The sequence below is a fragment of the Acinetobacter sp. ANC_7654 genome, from assembly GCF_056779855.1.
Genome location: NZ_JBWYIR010000002.1, coordinates 199370 through 221994, shown reverse-complemented (window position 1 = coordinate 221994; position 22625 = coordinate 199370). Strand labels below are relative to the sequence as shown.

21 protein-coding genes, 1 tRNA gene and 1 pseudogene are annotated in these 22625 nt (G+C 37.6%); 10 read left to right on the top strand and 13 right to left on the bottom strand.

Annotated features, from left to right (window positions below):
- The first annotated feature begins 227 nt into the window (after positions 1-227).
- Both ycaC and AC1M86_RS03215 read left to right on the top strand, forming a co-directional pair.
- On the top strand, positions 228-854 hold the full coding sequence (ycaC, locus tag AC1M86_RS03220; protein WP_035267592.1) for an isochorismate family cysteine hydrolase YcaC: 627 nt from the start codon (positions 228-230) through the stop codon (positions 852-854).
- 122 nt (positions 855-976) lie between these two features.
- On the top strand, positions 977-1900 hold the full coding sequence (locus AC1M86_RS03215) for a LysR substrate-binding domain-containing protein (protein WP_092766475.1): 924 nt from the start codon (positions 977-979) through the stop codon (positions 1898-1900).
- A gap of 45 nt (positions 1901-1945) precedes the next feature.
- Here the strand turns inward: AC1M86_RS03215 and ahpC are convergent, their stop codons facing one another.
- The 8 genes and pseudogenes from ahpC to gigD all read right to left on the bottom strand — a co-directional run bounded on the left by ahpC (position 1946) and on the right by gigD (position 6603).
- Positions 1946-2509 carry an alkyl hydroperoxide reductase subunit C gene (gene ahpC, locus AC1M86_RS03210; RefSeq protein WP_481607225.1) on the bottom strand — a complete coding sequence of 188 codons (564 nt, stop codon included), beginning with the start codon at positions 2507-2509 and terminating at the stop codon, positions 1946-1948.
- 422 nt (positions 2510-2931) lie between these two features.
- Positions 2932-3426, bottom strand: a complete 495-nt coding sequence (locus AC1M86_RS03205) for a flavin reductase family protein (protein WP_035267597.1) — start codon at positions 3424-3426, stop codon at positions 2932-2934.
- Positions 3427-3538: 112 nt separating this feature from the next.
- Positions 3539-3972 (bottom strand): annotated as a pseudogene (locus AC1M86_RS03200) (uroporphyrinogen decarboxylase/cobalamine-independent methonine synthase family protein); the annotation flags it as partial.
- 365 nt (positions 3973-4337) lie between these two features.
- On the bottom strand, positions 4338-4559 hold the full coding sequence (locus AC1M86_RS03195) for a hypothetical protein (protein ID WP_035267598.1): 222 nt from the start codon (positions 4557-4559) through the stop codon (positions 4338-4340).
- A gap of 345 nt (positions 4560-4904) precedes the next feature.
- Positions 4905-5105: a hypothetical protein gene (locus AC1M86_RS03190; protein ID WP_092766478.1), complete on the bottom strand. Its 201-nt coding sequence runs from the start codon at positions 5103-5105 to the stop codon at positions 4905-4907.
- Positions 5102-5314, bottom strand: a complete 213-nt coding sequence (locus AC1M86_RS03185; RefSeq protein WP_035267602.1) for a cold-shock protein — start codon at positions 5312-5314, stop codon at positions 5102-5104. The genes AC1M86_RS03190 and AC1M86_RS03185 overlap by 4 nt, the downstream gene beginning before the upstream one ends.
- A gap of 241 nt (positions 5315-5555) precedes the next feature.
- Positions 5556-5632: transfer RNA gene (locus AC1M86_RS03180), tRNA-Met, on the bottom strand.
- A gap of 518 nt (positions 5633-6150) precedes the next feature.
- Positions 6151-6603, bottom strand: a complete 453-nt coding sequence (gigD, locus tag AC1M86_RS03175) for an Lrp/AsnC family transcriptional regulator GigD (RefSeq protein ID WP_092766480.1) — start codon at positions 6601-6603, stop codon at positions 6151-6153.
- A gap of 141 nt (positions 6604-6744) precedes the next feature.
- Between gigD and kynU the strand changes: the two genes are divergently transcribed.
- From kynU to AC1M86_RS03155, 4 genes are all read left to right on the top strand, one after another.
- A complete protein-coding gene (gene kynU / locus AC1M86_RS03170) occupies positions 6745-7998 on the top strand; it encodes a kynureninase (RefSeq protein ID WP_481607224.1) in 1254 nt (417 codons plus the stop codon).
- Positions 7999-8038: 40 nt separating this feature from the next.
- A complete protein-coding gene (locus AC1M86_RS03165) occupies positions 8039-9439 on the top strand; it encodes an amino acid permease (RefSeq protein WP_180028467.1) in 1401 nt (466 codons plus the stop codon).
- Positions 9440-9456: 17 nt separating this feature from the next.
- Positions 9457-10206, top strand: a complete 750-nt coding sequence (locus AC1M86_RS03160) for an alpha/beta hydrolase (RefSeq protein WP_481607223.1) — start codon at positions 9457-9459, stop codon at positions 10204-10206.
- Positions 10207-10370: 164 nt separating this feature from the next.
- Positions 10371-11432: a porin gene (locus AC1M86_RS03155; protein ID WP_481607222.1), complete on the top strand. Its 1062-nt coding sequence runs from the start codon at positions 10371-10373 to the stop codon at positions 11430-11432.
- A gap of 122 nt (positions 11433-11554) precedes the next feature.
- Here the strand turns inward: AC1M86_RS03155 and AC1M86_RS03150 are convergent, their stop codons facing one another.
- From AC1M86_RS03150 to AC1M86_RS03135, 4 genes are all read right to left on the bottom strand, one after another.
- Positions 11555-11959 carry a hypothetical protein gene (locus AC1M86_RS03150; protein ID WP_143047394.1) on the bottom strand — a complete coding sequence of 135 codons (405 nt, stop codon included), beginning with the start codon at positions 11957-11959 and terminating at the stop codon, positions 11555-11557.
- 153 nt (positions 11960-12112) lie between these two features.
- Entirely contained in the window at positions 12113-12688 is a 576-nt protein-coding gene (ssb, locus tag AC1M86_RS03145; protein ID WP_092766486.1) for a single-stranded DNA-binding protein, read from the bottom strand.
- Between the two features lie 51 nt (positions 12689-12739).
- Complete coding sequence (locus AC1M86_RS03140) at positions 12740-14104, bottom strand: MFS transporter (RefSeq protein WP_481607221.1); 1365 nt, start codon at positions 14102-14104, stop codon at positions 12740-12742.
- Positions 14105-14276: 172 nt separating this feature from the next.
- Positions 14277-15362 (bottom strand): DUF475 domain-containing protein, encoded by a 1086-nt coding sequence (locus AC1M86_RS03135; protein ID WP_179999088.1) that lies wholly within the window; start codon positions 15360-15362, stop codon positions 14277-14279.
- 317 nt (positions 15363-15679) lie between these two features.
- On the opposite strand from AC1M86_RS03135, the gene tenA reads away from it, so the two are divergent.
- The 4 genes from tenA (at position 15680) to AC1M86_RS03115 (ending at position 20610) form a co-directional block, all read left to right on the top strand.
- Entirely contained in the window at positions 15680-16354 is a 675-nt protein-coding gene (gene tenA / locus AC1M86_RS03130; RefSeq protein WP_035265765.1) for a thiaminase II, read from the top strand.
- Positions 16355-16526: 172 nt separating this feature from the next.
- Complete coding sequence (locus AC1M86_RS03125; RefSeq protein WP_481607220.1) at positions 16527-16898, top strand: hypothetical protein; 372 nt, start codon at positions 16527-16529, stop codon at positions 16896-16898.
- 255 nt (positions 16899-17153) lie between these two features.
- Positions 17154-19985, top strand: a complete 2832-nt coding sequence (gene uvrA, locus AC1M86_RS03120; RefSeq protein WP_035265769.1) for an excinuclease ABC subunit UvrA — start codon at positions 17154-17156, stop codon at positions 19983-19985.
- 112 nt (positions 19986-20097) lie between these two features.
- Positions 20098-20610, top strand: coding sequence for a hypothetical protein (locus AC1M86_RS03115; RefSeq protein WP_035265770.1), 513 nt, complete (start codon positions 20098-20100; stop codon positions 20608-20610).
- Between the two features lie 194 nt (positions 20611-20804).
- Here the strand turns inward: AC1M86_RS03115 and AC1M86_RS03110 are convergent, their stop codons facing one another.
- Positions 20805-22511, bottom strand: coding sequence for a GGDEF domain-containing protein (locus AC1M86_RS03110; RefSeq protein ID WP_481607219.1), 1707 nt, complete (start codon positions 22509-22511; stop codon positions 20805-20807).
- Between the last annotated feature and the right edge of the window lie 114 nt (positions 22512-22625).

Here is a 22625-nt window from a genome sequence, read left to right as displayed (position 1 = left end):
CTGCCACACAGATTCCTATTTTTATGATTATAATAATCTAAATTAATTCATATATGTGACTATTCACTGAAATTTGAAATTCATTATTACAATATTCCTATTAATAAGACTAATTATCCTAAAAATGGTCACAAATTTATCTCATTTTCAGTCTAATATAACTAGTGACTGAATACGAGTTCATTGATACGTATTCACACTTACTAACATCATAGAGGCTAATAATAATGGGCAAACCTTACGTTCGTTTAGATAAAGATAATGCAGTAGTGCTTTTAGTCGATCACCAAACAGGTCTTCTTTCTCTTGTACGTGATATCGATCCTGATAAGTTTAAAAACAATGTTTTAGCACTCGCAGCAGCAGCAAAATACTTTAACTTGCCGACAATTTTAACAACAAGTTTTGAAGATGGTCCTAATGGTCCACTCGTTCCAGAATTAGTTGAAATGTTCCCTGATGCTCCATATATCGCGCGTCCAGGTCAAATCAATGCTTGGGATAACGAAGATTTTGTAAATGCTGTTAAAGCGACAGGTAAAAAACAACTGATCATCGCTGGTGTTGTGACTGAAGTATGTGTTGCATTCCCTACACTTTCAGCTCTTGCTGAAGACTTTGATGTATTCGTGATTACTGATGCATCTGGTACATTCAACCAAATTACGCGCGATGCTGCATGGAACCGCATGTCTCAAGCAGGTGCTCAACTTATGACATGGTTTGGTGCTGCAGGTGAGTTACATCGTGACTGGCGTAATGATATCGAAGGTTTAGGTGCTTTATTCGGTGAGCATATTCCTGACTATAAAAACTTAATGGTTAGCTATGTAAAGAACACCACTAAAAAATAATATTTAATAAAAGCGACCTTTGGGTCGCTTTTTTTTACCATATTCAAAACCCAAGATGATTTCTTGAACGGCTTAGTTTAACCTATGCTTAAACTTTATCAGATCAGGCGTCGAGGTGAAAATTGCATTCATTTGATGACTATTACTATTTTTATTTGGTCGTTAAATACGGCGGTTTCAGTGCTGCTAGTGACGCGTCAAATATAACTAAATCAAAGCTTAGTCGACGTATTTTAGAACTCGAAGCAAAATTTAATGTCACACTCATTCAACGTTCTACTCGCCATTTCAAAGTAACGCCTTTAGGTCAAGAATTTTTTCAAGAATGTGAAAAAGTAATCAACCAAGTTGATTGCGCTCATAATGTTTTACTTAAACAGAAAAGTGAACCTCAGGGTCTAGTTAAAATTAGTTGCCCACCCGTAATGATGCGTTATCAAATTCGCTCTTTACTCAATGATTTTTTGAAGCGCTATCCACAAGTTCAAGTCGAGATGGAATTAACCAGCCGACGCGTAGATGTATTGCACGATGATATTGACTTGGCGATCAGAACTAATTTTTCTGCCAATGAAGACTCCACCATCGTGGTTCGTGATGTCATCAAAACCACTCATTGTTTAGTGGCAACCCCTGAGCTTTTACAGGGTCGCGTTTTAGAATATCCAACTGAAATCAATGATTTTCCAACAATTGTTTTAGGAACTCAAAAAACTCATTATCAATGGAATTTGCACCGAATTGAAGGGCATGATCTCATTGAAATTCCATTACAACCACGTATTAAAAGTAATGATTTGGCTGGTGTGTATTATTCAGTAATGGATGGATTAGGTATTGCAGATCTACCTTATCTTACAGTGCAAAAGGATTTGGCAGCAGGACGGCTTATACACATCTTGCCTGACTGGTGCTCAAATATAGGGACTGTGCAACTCGTTTATGCATCACGTAAAGGACAAAGACTCGTGATGGAAAAACTCATCGACCACTTGGTTGAAGGTTTACGGCAAGCAGCACAAAATCAAGAAGGTTATGCCTCTTAATAAAAAACCAGCACATCGTGCTGGTTCTTTACTTTTCAACTTAATTTAGATCTTACCAACAAGATCGATTGATGGTGCAAGTGTAGCATCACCTTCTTTCCATTTCGCAGGACATACTTCGCCTGGGTGAGCATGAACATATTGAGCCGCTTTCACTTTGCGAAGAAGTTCTTGAGCATCACGACCAATACCACCTGCATTAATCTCTACAATTTGAATTTTTCCTTCAGGATCAATTACAAATGTACCACGATCTGCCAAACCTTCAGATTCAATCAATACATCAAAGTTTTTAGACAATGTCCACGTTGGGTCACCAATAAGTGGATACTGAATTTTACCAATCACATCTGAAGTATCATGCCAAGCTTTATGTGTGAAATGAGTATCTGTAGATACACCATAAATTTCTACACCTAACTTTTGGAATTCAGCATAGTTATCAGCAAGATCGCCTAATTCTGTTGGACATACAAATGTAAAATCTGCAGGATAGAAAAAGACAACAGACCATTTACCTTTAAAATCTTGCTCAGAAACTTCAATGAACTCACCATTTTGATAAGCAGTTGCATTGAATTGTTTGACTTCAGTATTGATTAAACTCATGTGTTTTCCTCTATTTCTTTGTGAGAGTGTTGCTTCGTTGAAATAGAGAATACAAAATATGATTGGATTGGTAAAACCGAAAGTATTTATAAAAACAATCGAATTTCTAGATTTAAAAGTTAATATATTTCTTTAAGAGAATAAATTAAATATAAAACACTGATTATTTTTTTTAAAACTTATTTAATTGGTTTCAATTTTTTGAAAATAATACTTTTCTTTTTTCATCCCAAAGAGAAAGATCATTCACTCTGTATGACCATAAACGATTCGAGTAATATCCATTGGGTTTAACCTCACACTATGAAAGCTCACTGTTCGAGGCTTACGATTCACCATCTTTCCCCAGATCATTAATCAAACGCTGATCTATTTCTATAATCATTATAAGAAACGATTGAAAATCTTGCTGCTCTAGCTCATTAAACTTCCTCTTCTGCACTCACCTGATGATAAGATCGATTAAAATAGACAAGACTTTCCTCTTGCGAGCTTTGTTGAATGGCTACAACTCGGCAAATAAAAATACTGTGTGTGCCCACTCGTTGAATTTGCTCAATCTCACAATCAAAACTGACTAAAGCATCCTTTAAGACCGGGCAACCTGTTTTCAATTTACCCCATTGGGCTAATCCAAAACGTTGTTCTGCACTCAATTGACTCGATGCAAAAGCATTTGAAAGAGACTCATGTTGAGAACTGAGCACATTGACAGATAAAACTTTGTTCTCAATAAAATACTGATGAGATCGGGATGATTGATTCATACACACCAAAAGCGTAGCAGGTGAATCAGTAACGCTACATACAGCAGAAGCCGTGAAACCATGCTGTCCTGTTTCACCAGCTGTTGTAATAATATTGACTGCAGTGGTTAATAAAGACATTGCGTTTCTGTAGTCTGAAGCTTCAACCATTTTTCTCTTCTCAAATATAAATTGCTAAACTCGTGCGAACCTAGGATATAGGTGATTGCACAGATGATCCATCTTGAATGTAGAAAATAAACTCAGCTAAAGCACTAACTTCTTAGTTTAAGATCGCTGAACCCATACTTAAGGCTTCAAGTTTGTCACGTCCCACGTGACGAGACAGTGGTATCATTCCACAGTGGGTTGAAGGGTATAGCTTATCAGCATCGACAAATTGCAAAACTTTACGCAAAGTGTTCACCATTTCGTCAAGTGTTTCAATTTGATTGGTTGCTACATCGATTACACCGATCATGACTTTCTTCCACGAATCAGTTCAATAAGATCCATGGATATATGTGAGTTTTGCACTCTAAAGAAATGATACCCCAACTTAGATTTTTGTAGTATCGGGAGTGACGTTTCAAAAGGACACCGTTCATTACTCAAAGTTTGTTTCCCATTTTTATTATCTTTCATAGAATTACTTTTACAAATATGTATGGCGGTTTCACATTTCAAATTTTCAAGCGCTAGCTCAAGAATAGCAATTCTCTAGACAAATCAAAATTAACTTTGTATCAAATTACTCAAGGTCATCAATAGAAATAAATCAAGTAGCGATCTAACGTCGCTCGAATTACGAGTCTAAAAGCTCTATGATGAACTGTGCTCAGATTATTCACGGTATATTTACTTAAGACCAATCAAAATAATTCGATCAATAAACCTATCATGACTACCTAAAAAAAGAGCCTAGATAGTGAATCTAGGCTTCTCTTATTTTTATGCTGGGATACTTGCTACTATATCCTCTCGAGACCAGAGTCTGTGATTTTGTATCGCTTTCTTAAATTTATCTTGATGATCTTTAAAGGTTTTACTACTAAAAATAGCATCATTTATGAAAAATATTTTTAAATCATAATCTTATATAGATTATTAAATCCCAAGAAAAAAGATCGGCCATCTAAGTTTATTTCAAATACTTCACCTGATTCGACTTCAACTTGTTTAGAAACTTCTACAAGAATTTGCCCTCTCATCGTATTTTGAACTTTATGAAATGGGATAATGTTAATTCGAATGGTTTCACCATTCACTGCTTTTGCTGTAGTCCAGCCATTAGAGATATTCATTTTCACTTACTCATTAATGAGCTCATGTAAAATTAAAAATAATATTAAATATTTAAATCGAGAGTATGGATTCTGATATCGAAGAGGCTCAAGCCTATAATTCAAATTACAATTTTACATTAGCATGTATTTAATTATAAAAAGCCCACAATGAGATTGTGGACTTCTAAGATCGGCATGGTGCGAGTTCATGCTCTGCGTTAACTGTTTAGACATCATAGATATTAAAATCTATAAATTGAGAATACGCAATTCTAAGTTCTATCTAAACACTTCCGTTTCGCTTACGGATTCGATCAACAATGATTATACCATAAAAAATACTTTATGGTTTAATTTTAATATTTAAATGAGCTGGTAAATTTTACCAGTATTTAAACTATGAAAATTTAAATCAAAACTAGGTCTTATATTTTCATTATCAACAGTGATAAATTTAATATTTATTTGAGATAAGTTCGAAGCATGCTGCGAAGTATTAAATGTACCTATCACTGCATATTTAACTTCAAACTGATCTTTCACCTCAATTAATGAGGTATTCATGAAATAGCTACAATATCACTTGCTTGTAAGCCACGCTGACCTTGTTGTACAACAAATTGAACTCGCTGTCCTTCGACTAGATTCTTGAAACCATTTGCTCGAATTTCACTAAAATGAGCAAATACATCTTGACCATTATCTACAGCGATAAATCCGAAACCCTTAGTTTCGTTGAACCACTTAACTGTACCAGTTGTTAAATTAGACATCATTTATTTCCTATATTATGTAATGAATAATTAGAAAATAATTTTGAAGATAGACTTTTAATAGAATGAAAGATGTAATTAATATCAGATCAAAATAAAATTAGTAAACAATAAAATTATAATTCTAGAAAACCAATATAACACATATTTAATTGATTTATTGATTTAATTTTCTTTAATAAAAAAACCTAACTACAGATCGACCGCAATTAGGTTGTAAACTTTTAAATTAGTTTTTAATTGGTAGCGGGAGCTGGATTTGAACCAACGACCTTCGGGTTATGAGCCCGACGAGCTACCAGACTGCTCCATCCCGCATCAACAAGTGCATTTGTACGCTAATTTGAGATATATAGCAATCTAAATAATTTATTTTTATCAAAAACTATAAAATCATTATCGTTACTAGATAAATTATTCAGATAATTCTGTTTTAAATTTTTGATGTAAAGACCTATACAAATTGAGTTTAAATTTTTCATTATTTAGTAATAATGTCGACTCTTCAGCCCAAGTAGCCTTTCCCACATCTAAACCAGAATGATTCAATGCCCAATCAGATATATACCCATAGATAAAAGAGTTATCAGCAAAGACCCATTTTACGATCTTATTTTGTTCATTCAGAAACACCTTATATGTAGGTAATGAACCAAAAAAACTAAATTTAGTGTATATATATTTGTAATGTTCGTTCATAGAATTATTTTAAAAAAAAAGATGAACCATAATAGCAGTTTTATGTGTTTTAACTCATAAAAAAAATATCGCTTGTAAAATCAATTCGAGATTGATTTTAAAATACGGATTCACTTTTTTTCAAAAAAAATTAATGATCACATGAAGGTCTTCTCGATCACTTTTTCAAGAATAATTTTAGAATTAATGTTGGCTATGCCTTTAATTTTGTTTAACTTATTAATAATAAACTGGGAAAACCCATTTAAATCTTTGGTGGCCACAAAGAGAACGTAATTCGAATCCCCTGTAATGATAAAAGCATTGATCACTTCATCAAAATTACGAATCTGGCTCAGAAAATGCTGATGATCTGATTCGGTCAGCTGATTGAGTTTAATTTCGACAATCGCCTCAACCTGAATACCCAATTTTTCATAATTAATTTTTGCTTGGTATTTTTCGATGACTCCATTGTTTTCTAAAATTTTGACACGGCGATGGCAAGCTGAAGCAGAAAGATTCACTAAATCTGCCAATTCCTGATGACTTAGTCGTGCATTTTGTTGTAACAGTCTTAAAATTTTATGATCAATGAGGTCTAAATTCATTCCTAAATATCATCCTGATTTTTTATATTTAATTCGAATACTATCCAGTTTTCATGCAATTTCAAGCATAATTATCGGATAAATATGAAAAAATGCCGTGATAAAATCGAATGAAATAACACGGACCGAGTTAGGATAAAAATGATTACCTTAGATCAATGCAAAGCATGGGATGCTGAAGACGAACTGAAACATTTAAAAAATGAATTTGCTTTACCTGAGAATACTATCTATCTAGATGGAAATTCCCTTGGTGCACGCCCTAAATCTGCTTTAACACGTGCTCAAGAAGTGGTGAGCCAAGAGTGGGGGGAAGATCTCATCAATAGCTGGAACAAAGCGGATTGGTGGGGATTATCGACTCGGTTAGGTGATAAGGTGGCTCAGCTCATTGGGGCAAATCCAGGCGAAACGGTGATCTCTGATTCAACCACACTCAACTTATTTAAAGCACTCTCTGCTGCTGTCAAAATCCAAGCTGAAATCGCTCCTGAACGTAAAGTGATTATTGCGGAAAAGGACGTCTTCCCGACTGACCTCTATATTATTGAAGGTTATATTGACCTTGTTCAAAAAGGCTACCAACTGGTTTTAATCGAACATCCTGATGAATTAGAAACCATTCTGAAAGCCCATCAAACGGCAGTTGTGGTGTTGTCACATATCAATTACCGCTCAGGATATTTCTATGACATGGAACAGGTCAACCAAACGATTCATCAATATAACGCTTTGGTCATCTGGGATTTATGTCACTCTGCAGGTGCTGTGCCAATCGATTTAAACAAGACCCAAAGTGATTTTGCCGTAAGTTGCACATATAAATACCTTAATGGTGGACCAGGTTCTCCTGCTCTCATCTGGGTAAATGCAAAACACCAAAATAAATTTTGGCAACCTCTTTCAGGATGGTGGGGGCATCAACGTCCTTTTGATATGGCTGATCACTACGAGCCAGCTCAAGGCATTCGTCGTTTTTTATGTGGCACACAAAGTATTTTGTCCATGAGTTTGATCGAATGTGGTTTAGATGTGTTCTTAAAAACTGACATGCAAAAGATCCGAGAAAAATCTCTAAATTTAACAGATCTCTTTATTCAATTGGTTGAACAGGAATGTGCTGAATTTGGTTTTGAGTTAATTACACCAATCGATCATTTACAGCGTGGTAGTCATGTGAGTTATTGCCATGAACACGGTTATGCCATTGTCCAAGCGCTTGTTGCACGTGGTGTGATTGGAGATTACCGAGAGCCAGCCGTGCTCAGATTTGGGGTCACACCTTTGTACCTAAGCCATGAAGACATTTGGCATGCTGTTCAACATCTTAAACAAGTGATGCTGAATGAAGAATGGAAAAATGAAAAATATTCGGTGCGAGGTCAAGTAACTTAATTCAGTTACTCACTTTATATCACCATGGCCAGGAGGGCTTATGAGTAACTTCGATAAAATTCAAACACGCGAAGCAGGATTACATAAAAAATTAACCGCTAAACAAATGGGCATGATTGCAATAGGCGGTGCCATTGGCACCGGTCTATTCATGGGTAGTAAATTTGCCATTAGTTTTGCAGGACCTGCTGTCATTCTAAGCTATGCGATCGGCGGATTAATTGCTTTTGCACTAATGGCTTGCTTGGCAGAAATGACTGTACAACACCCCACTTCAGGCTCGTTTGGTGCTTACGCTGAACATTATATAAATCCACTTTCTGGTTTCTTAGTTCGTTATAGCTACTGGGCATGTATCGTGTTGGCTGTAGGCACAGAAATTACCGCCGTGGCTGACTATATGAAACTTTGGTTTCCTCATGTCGGTTCAGGTATTTGGATCGTGTTTTTTTCAACCGTACTTCTCGCAGTAAATGCTTATAGTGTCAAGGCATTTGGCTTAGTTGAATATTGGTTTTCGACGATCAAAGTGTTTGCCATCATTGTGTTTATTCTGTTGGCAATAGGTATTTTGACGCAAGATCCAAATCCTCATCAAGCGCTAACTCACAATCTCACTGCACATGATGGCTTTATGCCAAATGGATTTAAAGGTGTTTGGATTGGTGTCATTATTTCTATTTTTAGTTATCTCAGTATCGAAATGATCGCGGTTGCTGCAGGTGAAGCCAATGATCCTGAAAAAGCAGTTAAATACGCTTTCAAAAGCACTGCGATTCGCTTATTTCTATTTTATTTACTATCGCTGAGTTTAATTGTCACTCTCGTTCCATGGACTCAATTGATAGCACCAGGTGCAACCAGTCCTTTCGTGTCTGTTATGCAAATTGTCGGCATTCCTTTTGCTGATCATATTTTAAACTTCATTGTGATTGTGGCAGCACTGTCCGCAATGAACAGCATGTTATATATCTCAACGCGTATGTTATTCAGTTTGTCACGTTCAGGAGATGCACCTAAGCTGTTTGGTAAAATTCGTAAAAATGGGGTGCCCATCAATGCCTTGCTACTTTCGGCAACAGGTATTGCCGTGGCGAGTATTGTTTATAGCATTAATCCCGAATCAGCATTTCCAATCATGATTGCACTGTCCATGTTTGGAGCTTTATTTACTTGGGGGGCGATCTTTGCCACACACTATTTCTTTAGAAAGAACTTAGCAAAAAATAATATCCACCTCAAATACAGCATTCCTGGTAGTCGTTATATTTCCTTTATTGGTTTGTTTGCAATTCTTGCAATCACGCTTACCACATGGTTTACGCAAGAATTTAAATCAACTCTCCAGTTTGGCGTGCCTTTTATCGTGATGTTAATCATTTTCTATCAAATGAAGAAATCATCGTTAAAGCATCAATTAACTGAAAATGAACAAGCCTAGTAAAGGAGCTGTAAATCATGCTCTATGACAACTCGAAAACTGTGGTGGATGAAAATCAGATCTTGTCTGATTTTAAAAAAATGAGCCAAGCAACTTATGAACAACACCATCATATTGCCGATTTACAGTATGACTTTCAGCGAAGATCTACACTGGATTTTTTCCCCACGCCTGTTGCCACCAATACTACTGTTATTTTTATACATGGTGGTTATTGGCAATGGTGTGAAAAAAGGGATTTTGCCTTTGTTGCTGAATTTGTTTTAAAGCAAAATGCTCAATGTGTGTTGGTTGAATATGATTTAGCACCTCTAAGTAGTTTAAATCTGATTAATCTACAAATTCGCAAAGCGCTCGATTATATCCACAAACAAACTTGGATCAGCTCCAATGTCATTGTGGTTGGGCATTCTGCCGGTGCCCATTTAGCTGCTTTAAATTTAGATCACCCCCTGATTGGTTCAGCAGTATTACTCAGTGGGATCTATGACCTAAAACCGATTCAAGAAACACATTTAAACAAGGCGCTAAATTTATCTGAGCTAGACATTAAAAACTTAAGTCCAGTTGAACATTCTACGCACTTTGCTAAGCCCTGTACGATTGCGTATGGACTCGATGAGTTACCAGAACTGAAATGGCAGAGCCAAAAATATTATCAAATTCGACAGCAACTAGAGCCTGAATTCACGCATCTATTGAGTTTTGTAGACACTAACCACTACTCCATTTTGGAACGATATTTTAAATCGACAATGACCACCTAATTTCTACTCAGCTTTAATCAGCAGAATCACCAGCTTAATTTATATTTAGTCACACGGATGTTACTATGTCAAAACCATGCTTTTACAAGCTATTGCTTTCCTGCACCTTTATTTTTTCAAATCTTACATTTGCCGAGATAACACTCATTGATGAACAGCAAATTGTGAGTGAATCCGATCGTTTAAAACTCACCACGTCTGGTAGTATTCGCCTACAAGCCTTAAATTTCGATCATTACGATAAATCTAACGAAAATCAGAAATATCGCAGAGATGGCTATAGCTCAAATAGCCGTATGTATGCCAATGCTGATTATGCATGGAATGAACGTTTGCATTTAATTGCAGGCTATCAAAACTATATCAATCTTCCCAAGATGCTGGATTGGGACGGTCATTACCGTTCCTCTGATGAAAACATCACCACCGAACAGGCGTATATTGGTCTGCGTGATTCAGCGTACGGTACCGTTAAATTTGGAAAAATCTATAGTATTTATTACGACATTGTAGGTGCCAAAACTGACCTATGGAATTACTCAACCTTGGCTCAGCCCCAAACGTGGAGCCCTGTCGCTTATACAGATGGTACGCAAGCAGCTCATAAAACTTTACGTTATGAGCTCAAAACGGATAAAGCAAACTTATATGCCAGCTATTTGTTCAAGGATAGTACGACGGTCGCAGATACGGATGTGCAATATCAACGTAAAAATGGTGCCGAATTGGCAGTTGATGTGCATTTAAATAAAAATTTAAGTTGGGCGACCTCATGGAAGTACAACGATGCTAGTCTGAATAATCAACAAGATAAACATGATTTAAAGCAAGAAATTTGGGCAAGTTCATTATTTTATTTTGATGGAAAATGGATGCTTAGCTTTGGCGCTGGTTGGTATAAAAATCTAGTTCCAAATTTTGATGCTTACAGTGAATCGAGCGATTTTCAACTTCAATCATTGCTGAATACTGAGGCTTATGGCGTTGAATTTTATGCGGGACAGCACTTCAAGATTGAAGAATACGGTATCAAATTCATTCAGCCCTATATCATGGGAAATCAACTTGAATATACCAGTGGCTCAGAGTTTAAACGCCGTGATCTCGGTGTTGGTATAGCAGCTAGATTTAACCATGGTTTTGGATTTGATTATGAACGTTTATATACACATGATACGTTCCAAACCCCAGATATGCATTTATTCCGTTTACGTTATGAATGGTAAATTCTAATTTTAGGTTAACTATCCTTCAAAGCCTTGTTATTTAAAAAGGCTTTGAAGGATCACTCATGGATTCGCATCAAATCTCAATAAGTTGTAGCGTTATACAAAGTCTTTAATAAATTTTATTTAATGCATAACATTTCAATTAACTTAATATTTTTAGAAAGTTGCATTGACATGGGTTCAAAATAAATCGTATCGAATGAATTATTATCATCTACGGCTTTACCTTGCGGCGTAAAACGCTGGCTTTTGACATAGGCTCTGGCTTTATTTTGACAATCAATTTGATGAACGGCTTGTATGTAGCCCTTGGGTTTGATGTTTAATGAGGGTACGCCATGTTCATACACATATTTATAGTCAATTTCAAAAATATGCGAGGCTTGATCGAGTGATTTAATAGTCGTTTTATCAATATATGACCAGCCCCCATCATCCCGATCAAACATGGTCCATTGTGGTGATTGTGCTAAGCTCATGCTGCTACACAGCACACAAGTTAAAAATATAATCCCGTCTTTCATTCAACTATCCCTAATTCAACTATGAACAAACGTTTTACTATATCACCATAAAAACAAAAAACCCTTTGTTATACAAAGGGTTTTTAACTATTTGATTCATTGTTAAATAATAAAAAACATTAAAATTTAACAAAAACTACTCTCAGGTATGTGTCAGAACGGTAAATCATCATCTAAATCAGATGGTGCTGTCGCCATTGGCTTCGGCGCTGGTTGATTTTGTGGCTTTTGGAAGCCTTGGTTAACGTTGTTATTACCATAACCAGCTTGGTTACCATAACCGCTACCTTGATTATTATTGTTATAACCACCTTGGTTGCCATAACCACCGCCTTGGTTGTTATTAAAACGTGGTTGATTATAACCTTCACCACCATTTTCACTTTGCTGACGATTATTAGAATCTAACATCTGCATTTGTTCGCCACGAATTTCAGTCGTGTAACGTTCTTGACCATTTTGGTCTGTCCACTGACGGGTACGTAAAGAGCCTTCAATATAAACTTTTGAACCTTTACGTAAATATTGCTGTGCAATTTCACCTAAACGATTATGTAAGACGATACGGTGCCATTCTGTTTGTTCTTTGCGTTCACCTGAGTTTTTATCTGTCCAAGATTCACTTGTCGCAATTGAAAACTGCGTTAATGAACCACCATTGGGAAATGTTTTTGTCTCAGGATCTTTACCTAAAGTACCAACTAAAATAACTTTATTCACGCCGCGCATGTGCTCTAATCTTCCTATTCGATTCTATGTTTTACTTTATAAGAGTTATGATTAAATGGCTACCTCTTTACCCAACAAGTGCGTTAAATGTTGTCGCGCAGTGTCATCTAACTGCTGCTTATCAACTTTGACATAGACCACTTGTTGATCAGTCATCACCACGACCTCTTCAATACCACGAATTGCCAGTAACTGAGAAGTCCATTCATCTGTTTCTTGGACTTTGGGCAAACTCAAAATCAGTGATGATAAATAACGTGGCTGCTTTAATCCAAAGCTAATCAACAGCCAAAGAATGGCAATTCCTGTCAGTACCCCCCAGCCTAGAGCAGTGTTATTTAACATCAGCAATTGCCCACCCAGTATACCGCCAAAAAAAGCACCTAAGAATTGACCACTGGCATTCACACCCATTGCTGTCGCTTTGGATTGGATAGGTGCTGCCTTCGATAACCAAGATGGCAGTAGTGCTTCCATCACATTAAAGGCAATAAAGAAAAGACCTAAACCAAGCAACAAAATGTATTTCGATTCAAATCCAAAAATCATCACGATCAAACCGGCGATGATCCCAGCAATCGCAGTCAGAAAAATACCTCGCATTTTTCGATATTTTTCAGCAAGAATGATACTAGGAAAAGCAAAAAATAAACTGATTACCAATAAGGGAAGATAGATCAAACCATGCTGAGCTAAAGGAATATCTGCAAAGTCAATCAATTGAGAAGGCACATAGATGAACATCGCCGTCAGCAATAAATGCAAAGCAAACACAGAAACATGTAAGCGATTTAAATCGCCCATTTTCAAAACTTGTTTTAGCTGAGTGAGATAACCTTGCTGAAAATTTTTATGATGACGTGTTGTTTTGGGAACAAGAAATAGCATTGCAATGGCAAGTAATCCCATGAGTGTGGTCACCCAGAATAAGCCTGAAATACCCACCACGCTGGTCAACCATGGCCCTAAACTAAATGCAATAACGAAAGAGAGACCAATACTCATCCCCATCATTGCCATCGCCTTCATACGATTTTCTTCACGCGTAACATCTGCCAATAACGCCATGACGACAGCAGAGACAGCTCCACCCCCAGCTATTGCACGCCCTATAATCACACCATAGATTGTGTCTGACATTGCTGCGACTGCACCACCCAAGGCAAACAACAATAAACCCAATACGATCAGCGGCTTTCGGCTATAACGGTCTGCAATCAAACTAAAAGGAATTTGTAGTATTGCCTGAGTCAAACCATACACACCTACGGCCAAACCAATCAAAGCAGGTGTTGCATATTCATAAGCCTGTCCCGCAACAGAAAAGACCGGGACAATCATAAACAGACCTAACATTCGCAATGCAAAAATGCTGCTCAATGCAAATGTGGAACGGCGTTCTAAGGCATTCATCATAAAATTTAGGTAATCGCGTGATTTCTATGTCTACTTTGATTATAGAATATTCGGCTGATGAACAGGCATGAATTTTATTTGAAATAAAGATCAACACCATCTGTTTTCCCTAGGGCAAAAGCCTTAAGCCAAAAAAAGCACAGCTTGTGCTGTGCTTTTTTGATTTATTCATCTAGCCTTGTAGCGCTTGACGCTTCTTATATTGAATAGATGCAATCACTGCCCAAACAATAAATGCTACACCAATCAGACCTGTAACCACTTCAGGAACATGTACGCCTGTACCACTCGCAATCATAATGAAAGCCAATGCACCAATTGCATAGTGCGCACCATGTTCTAAATAGATGTAAGCATCTAAAGTGCCTTTCTCAACGAGATAGATGGTAATAGAACGAACAAAGATAGCACCAATCGCAAGACCTAACATAATCACCACAACATCTGAGGTAATCGCAAAAGCACCAATCACACCATCAAAACTAAATGATGCATCCAATACTTCTAAATACAAGAACCCGCCGATACCTGCCTTGACTACGCCTGTTGGCACACCATTACTATCGTGACCAATTGCATTACCATTTTCATCAATTTCAGGCTCACCACCCAGCAAATGGCTCAGTACTTGTACCCCAATATAAATGACGATGCCCCAAATACCCGCCATAGTCACGACTAAGCGTTTAGCTTCATCAACATTAGCAGCCATGATCAGTAAAGCCACTAAAGCAACAAATACAGATAGTGCAGGTACAGATGCCAATTTCGCTAAACGACGCTCAATCCATTTGAACCAATGCGTGTCTTTACCATCATCCAAGAAAAAGTTAAGGAATACCATCAATAAGAATGCACCACCAAATGCTGCAATTTCAGGATGATGATTCATCAGTCGTGCCGAATATTCTTTAGGGTCATTTAATGCCAAATTGACAACTTCCATCATGCCCATATCCGCTGTGACCGCGACGATCACAATTGGGAAGATTAAACGCATACCAAATACTGCAATGAGAATACCCACAGTCAGGAAAAGCATTTTCCAAAAGTGATCCCAATGACGAAGCACTGAAGCATTGACGACAGCATTATCAAAAGAAAGTGAAACCTCCATCACAGCTAAAATTGCAGTGATGGTCAGTACGGTGAACATGGTCTTGAGGCCAGCTTCTGGACCATGGGTATAACCCCAATAGGCAGACAGCGCAAGACACACGATCGTGAATACGATAGAGAAACCAAAATGTTTCCACATAATCTAGCGACCTTATAAAAAATGAGGTGAATCAATAAAAATTTTACAAAACATAAACTTAGGATTTTTATATGACGAATATTAAGTGAAGTCTGTGCTTAGTGATTTGTAAAAATTCTATAAATTGAATGTCTGATCTCTAGCGCTAAAAGACACTCAATTAAACTGTGCTAATTATGACGAGTTTTCAAAATTTATCCAAAGTTCTTCGTATGATTTTTTTGTTGAAGATGATGTATCGCTCAAGCTAGTTTTGTAACGACAAATTGATATGATCTTAGATGATACCTAGAGATGATTTTATTCAGGATGGATTTATGCGTTTTTCAGAAGCCGTTTGGCAACGAAACTACGATTTATATCAAAAAACATTAGCACTCCCTTTTAACCAAGAACTGGCGCTTGGAACACTGAATCAAGAAGCTTTTTGCCATTACGTCATTCAGGATGCGCATTATTTGGTTGCCTATGGTCGAGCATTGGCTATTTGTGGTGCTAAAGCATATGACTCCGATGCCATTATTCAATTTACGCAAGGTGCTAATGAAGCAATTGTGGTTGAGCGTGAACTGCACAATGGTTTTATGCACGAATTTGGCATCACTAAAGCTGATTTTGAAAATACACCTTTGACTGCTGCTTGCCATCATTACACCTCATTTCTGACAGCTACTGCATGGTCAGAGAGTTATCCTGTCGTTTTAGCTTCATTACTGCCGTGCTATTGGATTTATGCGGAAGTGGGCAAAGACATTCTTAAACGTAATATTGCAAATAATCCTTATCAAGCGTGGATTGACACTTATGCTGGCGAGCATTTCAACGAAGAAGTACGCAAAGTCATTGAAATTATTGACCGTGTTGCGGCAGAAAGCGATCAACATACCATTGAAAAAATGCATCAAGCTTACACACGGGGAGCTGAACTCGAATATTTATTCTGGGATAGTGCCTATCATCAACGTCAATGGTTAAGCCTAGATCACTCATGATGCTATCACCTGCATAACCAAATTAAAGGTCGGTGATCTAAACTGCATTGCCGACTTTCAAGCTCATTTCGATTTAAATGGATTTAAGACTGGATTTTAAAGCAAACTTCAAGCACAATTATTATTGATAATAATTCTCATTATCATAAATAAAATTTACTTGAGGTTTTCTATGCAACATTCACTGGGAACAGAAGCAATCCGTGCATATTTCACTTTACAATGCTGTTGGTTAAATAATGAAGAAGTTTATTTAGAAAAAGGATGTATACACTGTGGATCTGCTGCCACATATCTCATTTATTTTACCAATCATCATATTCAAAATTTAATGCTCGACTTCATTGCACAATACTCTTGTTCAAGCTCTATACGTTTTGATTTTCTAGATTTACAACATTTCGAAACCGAATATAATGATTTTCTTCAACACTTAGAAAAAGAAGTAAATTTTTACGCACGTCAACATCATGCTATTGAAAGACATATATGTTTTGAACAGGTGGACTCTATTTTCGAACGTCACTATTCACGTGCTTGCTGATCAATATTCACCCGAAATTCACTTATATTTAACATCCTATGGCTCATCATGACATCAAATTTGCGAATTGATTATGTCTTGTTCATCTATTTAAAATCAGATTACAGGAGCTCTCAAAGCACTTTACATTGGACTTTTGCTGTTCAATGAAATTTTACCGACATAATTTGTCGTGTTTTATTTTTCATTTGTGCTTGAACAAAATTAAATCGCTATCATATATCACCTTCACTCAGCATATTTTCGAGATGTTTTATGAGCCAAAGTCATATCCGTATTCGAGGCGCACGCACCCATAACTTAAAAAATGTGAACCTTGATATTCCACGCGATAAGTTCGTGGTGATTACGGGACTTTCAGGTTCAGGTAAATCTTCACTGGCTTTCGACACCTTATATGCAGAAGGTCAACGTCGCTATGTTGAATCTTTATCTGCCTATGCACGCCAATTCCTATCCCAAATGGAAAAACCTGAAGTCGATTCGATTGAAGGTTTAAGCCCAGCTATTGCCATCGAGCAGAAATCAACCAGTCATAACCCACGTTCAACGGTCGGTACGATTACTGAAATTTATGACTATTTACGTTTGTTGTATGCTCGAGTGGGTACACCCTACTGCCCTGAGCATGACTTGCCGATGGTGGCACAAACTGTGTCGGAAATGGTTGATGCGGTTAAAGCACTTGAAGAAGGTACAGCTTTATTGTTACTTGCTCCTGTTGTACGTGAGCGCAAAGGTGAATACACCAATTTATTTGAGCAATTACAAAGCCAAGGTTTCGTCCGTGCACGTGTAGACGGTGAAATCATGGAAATTGATCCACCGCCTGAACTGGATAAGAAGAAAAAACATACCATTGAAGTCGTGGTCGACCGTTTTAAAGTCCGCGATGACCTAGGCAACCGTATTGCAGAAAGTTTTGAAACCGCACTGCGTTTAGGTGGCGATATTGCGATTTTGTCATGGATGAAAGGCGAACAATCTGATCGTGTGTTTTCAGCAAAACACTCATGTCCTGAATGTGACCGTGCCGTTGCCGAATTAGAACCTCGTCTGTTTTCTTTTAACAACCCATTTGGTGCTTGCCCAGTCTGTGATGGTTTAGGGACACGCAGCCATTTTAGTTCTGACAAACTCATTCCAAACCCTGAAGTCAGCATTAGCCAAGGGGCAATTCGTGGTTGGGATCGTCAGCGTCCATACTATTACAGCATGATTGAAAAAGTCGCTGCACATTTCGACTTTTCTCTTGATACGCCGTGGAATGAACTTGATGCGGAAACCAAAAAGAAATTCCTTTACGGTACAGGCAAAGAAAAAATTGATTTAAGCTATATCGATGAACGTGGTCGCCGTCATAACCGTGTGATGGCTTTCGAAGGGGTTTTACCACATTTAGAACGTCGTTACCGTGAAACTGAATCAAACTATGTACGTGATGATTTAGCTCAGTATTTATCGAATGCTGCATGTGACGCTTGTGGCGGTTCACGTCTCAATGAAATTTCACGTCATGTGCGTGTCAAAGACAAAACCATTGCCGAAATCACCAAAATGTCGATTGGCGATGCTGAAAGCTATTATCAAGATCTCAATCTTGAAGGCGCCAAAGGTGAAATTGCCGATAAGATTTTTAAAGAAATTCGTGAGCGTTTGCACTTCCTTGTATCAGTCGGCTTGAACTATTTAAGTCTATCTCGTTCAGCCGAAACCTTATCAGGCGGTGAAGCACAGCGTATTCGTTTAGCTTCGCAAATTGGTGCTGGCTTAATGGGCGTGATGTATGTGCTGGATGAGCCATCGATTGGTTTGCATCAACGTGACAATGACCGTTTGCTTGAGACTTTGGTTCGTTTACGTGATCTCGGCAATACCGTTTTAGTGGTTGAGCATGATGAAGATGCCATTCGCGCAGCGGATCATATTATTGATATTGGTCCGGGTGCAGGTGTGCATGGCGGTCATGTCATTGCCGAGGGGACTTATGATGAATTGGCAGCCAATGAAGACTCTCTGACCGGTAAATACCTTTCAGGTAAGTTAAAAATTGAAGTGCCAAAAACGCGTGTGCAACCGCCAAAACCTGATGAGCAAATTAAACTGATGGGTGCATGTGGTCACAACTTAAAGAATGTTGATCTCACCATTCCTTTAGGTGTGATGACCTGTGTGACGGGTGTATCGGGTTCAGGTAAATCGACTTTAATTAACCGTACTTTATTGCCACTTGCTGCAACACAATTGAATGGTGCAACGACGTTAACGGCAGAAAAATTTGATTCGATTGATGGCTTACAATTCCTCGATAAAGTCGTGGATATTGACCAAAGCCCAATTGGACGTACACCGCGCTCAAACCCTGCAACCTATACAGGTTTGTTTACGCCAATTCGTGAACTCTTTGCTCAAACCCCAGAAGCCAAAGCACGTGGGTATGCCGCAGGTCGTTTCTCGTTTAACGTGAAAGGTGGTCGCTGTGAAGCCTGTGAAGGCGACGGCATGATTAAAGTGGCGATGCATTTCTTACCGGATATGTATGTGCCATGCGATGCCTGCCACGGCAAGCGTTATAACCGTGAAACATTGGAAGTCGGCTATAAAGGCAAAAACATTTCTGACGTGTTAGAGATGACGGTTGAAGACGCCATGCATTTCTTTGATGCGATTCCTGTTATTCATCGTCGTTTAGAAACTTTACATCAAGTTGGTTTAGGCTATATCCGTTTAGGTCAGTCTGCAACCACGCTTTCAGGTGGTGAAGCACAGCGTGTGAAACTTGCACGTGAGTTGGCGAAGCGTGATACAGGTAAAACCCTGTATGTGCTTGATGAGCCGACTACAGGTTTACATTTCCACGATATTGCCAAACTTTTAGATATTCTTCATGAGCTACGCAATAAAGGTAATACCATTGTGGTGATTGAGCATAACTTAGATGTGATTAAAACTGCCGACTGGATTGTGGACTTAGGTCCTGAAGGTGGTGCTGGTGGCGGTATGATTATTGCTGAAGGTACGCCTGAAGAAGTAGCGAAAAATAAGGTTTCGCATACTGCACGTTTCTTAAAACCAATGTTGAAATAATCTCCCCCCTTACGGATTAATGCTCCTCATCTTTGAAAAGGAGGGTTAGGGAGGTTTCAAAATAATAATTTATTATGCTAATACGGTGATTCATTCACCGTTTTTTATTCTTATGACTTTATTAGAAATATTAGATACAGCTATTAAAATTGGTTTAGGTGCGCTCATTACAGGGATCATTACTTATTTCAATCAAAAGGCAAATTTGAAGGCACAACAAAATAAGGAAAACAAAGAATTTAATCGTAATCTTTTAACAAAAATTTCTTCTGATATAGAGGAAATAAATCATTTAATTTTAAAAATTTGGGCTATATTTGATTTTGAAATTAAAAAGCCTGTATTAGATAAAGAAGTAATTAGCGACAGACTCTCTCCTCTGCGAGAAAACCTATTTGATGACTTTAATCTATTAAGTAAAAATGAAGGGCTTTTACTTTTATATGACTATAAAGATCAACAAGAAATATTGAGAAGATACGGTGAACTTGTAGGTGCTTTTAATTCCTATACATGTTTTCGTAAAGAATCTGTTTCAATTGAGAAAACTGCTGAATATAAAGCAAGTATATTAGAGACTAGAAAACAACTTTATCAAAGTTTAAATAAAGCCATTCCTAAATAATTTTTAACTGAAATCCAATCACATGAAAGCGACCTGGATGTCGCCCGTTTGATTAAGATATAAGGATGTATCCTCAATCAAACAAAAGCATTTTGCCTACTTTTTTCTTTCAAAAGTAGGAAACTACTACGCAAATTTAATAAAAAATCTAACTGACAATTGAGGACGTGATTACAGCCAATATTCACATAATCTTAGCTTGAAACCGTATTGCGTCCCTGCGCTTTTGCCCTAAACAAAGCTCGATCCGCTTTCGCAAATAATGCTTTCCAAGAATCAGCACCTACCGCAACACCCACACTGATCGAAACCGTAAATGATTGACCTTGCTCATCTGTAAATTGTAAATCACCAATACCCTTACGCATCTTTTCTGCAGCACGTAACCCATGTTCAAGGTCTAAATTTTCAATCAACACCAAAAATTCATCCCCACCAAAGCGAACGACTAAATCAGTTGATCGAACATTATGACTTAAACAATTTGCCACCTGCTGAATCACTTGATCCCCTGCCACATGACCATACTGATCATTAACCTGTTTAAAATAATCAATATCTACAATCATCAAACACGTTTGGGTAAACTTATTGGGCTGAGCTTCCATAAGTTTGGTATAGGCTTCTAAAGCAAAACGATTTGAAACACCTGTTAATTTATCGGTATTAGCAATATTCTTTAATTCAAATTCAAACTCATCACGTTGATGCAACATTTTCTGAAGCTTTTGCATCGCTTCGTGTAATGAATGTACTTGCTTCTGCTGATCTTCAATAAAATGACTATCGACCAAAGCATTGGCATACGACAATTCAACTAATTTATCTCTCACCATGATAAGCGGCGAAATAACTTTACGTTGAACATAGATCATCGTAAATAAAGCAGCCAATAGTGAAATTAAAGAGACTATCAACGTGAGTAGGAAGTTCAATTGATTCGCGTCTTTTTCTGACTTTGCGATTTCAACGCTCTTATTGAGCAAATAGTCTTGTAAATCGATAACTGTTAAGAATTTACCAGATACAGCTACACTTAATTCAGTCCCTGATAAAAAATAAGGTTGTCCCTTTCGGCTTTCATCAATTAATCGCATGATGATAGGTAAACCTTGATCAATAAACTGAGTTTTCACTTCTTGGTGTAAGCGAGCGAATTCAGCTGTACGATGGCGTTCGGGTTGGATGGTATTCACTAAATCCCACAAATAGCGAACTTGTTTTTGCGTTTGTAATGCGCGTGCAATATTGTCACTTGGTAACGGCTGCTGAAATGTCACATGTGCAGTTACATTTGAAGCAACACGTCCAGCCTGATCTCGCAAATCAGCCAACACCAAAATCATGGTGTAATAATGCCCCATCGAACTGTCTTTACTTTTAGACTGCATTACCAGTTTCTTCAGTAAATCATGACTGCTATCCCACGCATTAAACATTGTAAGAATAGCTTGATCTAAAGCTTCAGGCGTACGCTCTGCAAATGGCAACGAAATATAGTGATCGACTTGTTTGCGACCTTCCGCTAATTTTGGATTTAGGTATTGAGCGACGTACTCTTCTAACCCATCATATCCAGACTGATTTAATCGATGAATCGAGACCTTAATTTGTTCATCTACTCCCGCGCGATACTCAATAAGCGCTTGTTTATTTTTTTCAAACTCTTCTTGTGAACTCGACATTGCCATGTTCGCAGGGCCACGCTCGCGTGAAATACGATTCGCTAGAGCAGCAACGGCACGAAGATTTTCTATTTCAATCAATGCTGTTTGTGATTTCTGATATTCGCGATAATGGCTAATGACCAATGGGATTGAAATACAGAGGATAGATAAGACGATAATCATCACGAACACAAATAGGCGGCGACCAATTTGCTCGGAATGTGATTTTAACATCCAAACTACCTCTAAAATAAAAGACCGTATAAAGCGGTGAGATTTATAAAATTTCTTTGAACTTAGTTATATTTTACAATATAACCATGCTTAAAAAGCACTTAAAGCACAAGT

Excerpts from the sequence above, each read along its gene's own strand:
- ycaC (WP_035267592.1), top strand. The coding sequence starts at position 228 with ATGGGCAAACCTTACGTTCGTTTAGATAAAGATAATGCAGTAGTGCTT.
- ahpC (WP_481607225.1), bottom strand. The coding sequence starts at position 2,509 with ATGAGTTTAATCAATACTGAAGTCAAACAATTCAATGCAACTGCTTAT.
- AC1M86_RS03205 (WP_035267597.1), bottom strand. The coding sequence starts at position 3,426 with ATGGTTGAAGCTTCAGACTACAGAAACGCAATGTCTTTATTAACCACT.
- AC1M86_RS03195 (WP_035267598.1), bottom strand. The coding sequence starts at position 4,559 with ATGAATATCTCTAATGGCTGGACTACAGCAAAAGCAGTGAATGGTGAA.
- AC1M86_RS03190 (WP_092766478.1), bottom strand. The coding sequence starts at position 5,105 with ATGAATACCTCATTAATTGAGGTGAAAGATCAGTTTGAAGTTAAATAT.
- AC1M86_RS03185 (WP_035267602.1), bottom strand. The coding sequence starts at position 5,314 with ATGTCTAATTTAACAACTGGTACAGTTAAGTGGTTCAACGAAACTAAG.
- gigD (WP_092766480.1), bottom strand. The coding sequence starts at position 6,603 with ATGAATTTAGACCTCATTGATCATAAAATTTTAAGACTGTTACAACAA.
- kynU (WP_481607224.1), top strand. The coding sequence starts at position 6,745 with ATGATTACCTTAGATCAATGCAAAGCATGGGATGCTGAAGACGAACTG.
- AC1M86_RS03165 (WP_180028467.1), top strand. The coding sequence starts at position 8,039 with ATGAGTAACTTCGATAAAATTCAAACACGCGAAGCAGGATTACATAAA.
- AC1M86_RS03160 (WP_481607223.1), top strand. The coding sequence starts at position 9,457 with ATGCTCTATGACAACTCGAAAACTGTGGTGGATGAAAATCAGATCTTG.
- AC1M86_RS03150 (WP_143047394.1), bottom strand. The coding sequence starts at position 11,959 with ATGAAAGACGGGATTATATTTTTAACTTGTGTGCTGTGTAGCAGCATG.
- ssb (WP_092766486.1), bottom strand. The coding sequence starts at position 12,688 with ATGCGCGGCGTGAATAAAGTTATTTTAGTTGGTACTTTAGGTAAAGAT.
- AC1M86_RS03140 (WP_481607221.1), bottom strand. The coding sequence starts at position 14,104 with ATGATGAATGCCTTAGAACGCCGTTCCACATTTGCATTGAGCAGCATT.
- AC1M86_RS03135 (WP_179999088.1), bottom strand. The coding sequence starts at position 15,362 with ATGTGGAAACATTTTGGTTTCTCTATCGTATTCACGATCGTGTGTCTT.
- tenA (WP_035265765.1), top strand. The coding sequence starts at position 15,680 with ATGCGTTTTTCAGAAGCCGTTTGGCAACGAAACTACGATTTATATCAA.
- AC1M86_RS03125 (WP_481607220.1), top strand. The coding sequence starts at position 16,527 with ATGCAACATTCACTGGGAACAGAAGCAATCCGTGCATATTTCACTTTA.
- uvrA (WP_035265769.1), top strand. The coding sequence starts at position 17,154 with ATGAGCCAAAGTCATATCCGTATTCGAGGCGCACGCACCCATAACTTA.
- AC1M86_RS03115 (WP_035265770.1), top strand. The coding sequence starts at position 20,098 with ATGACTTTATTAGAAATATTAGATACAGCTATTAAAATTGGTTTAGGT.
- AC1M86_RS03110 (WP_481607219.1), bottom strand. The coding sequence starts at position 22,511 with ATGTTAAAATCACATTCCGAGCAAATTGGTCGCCGCCTATTTGTGTTC.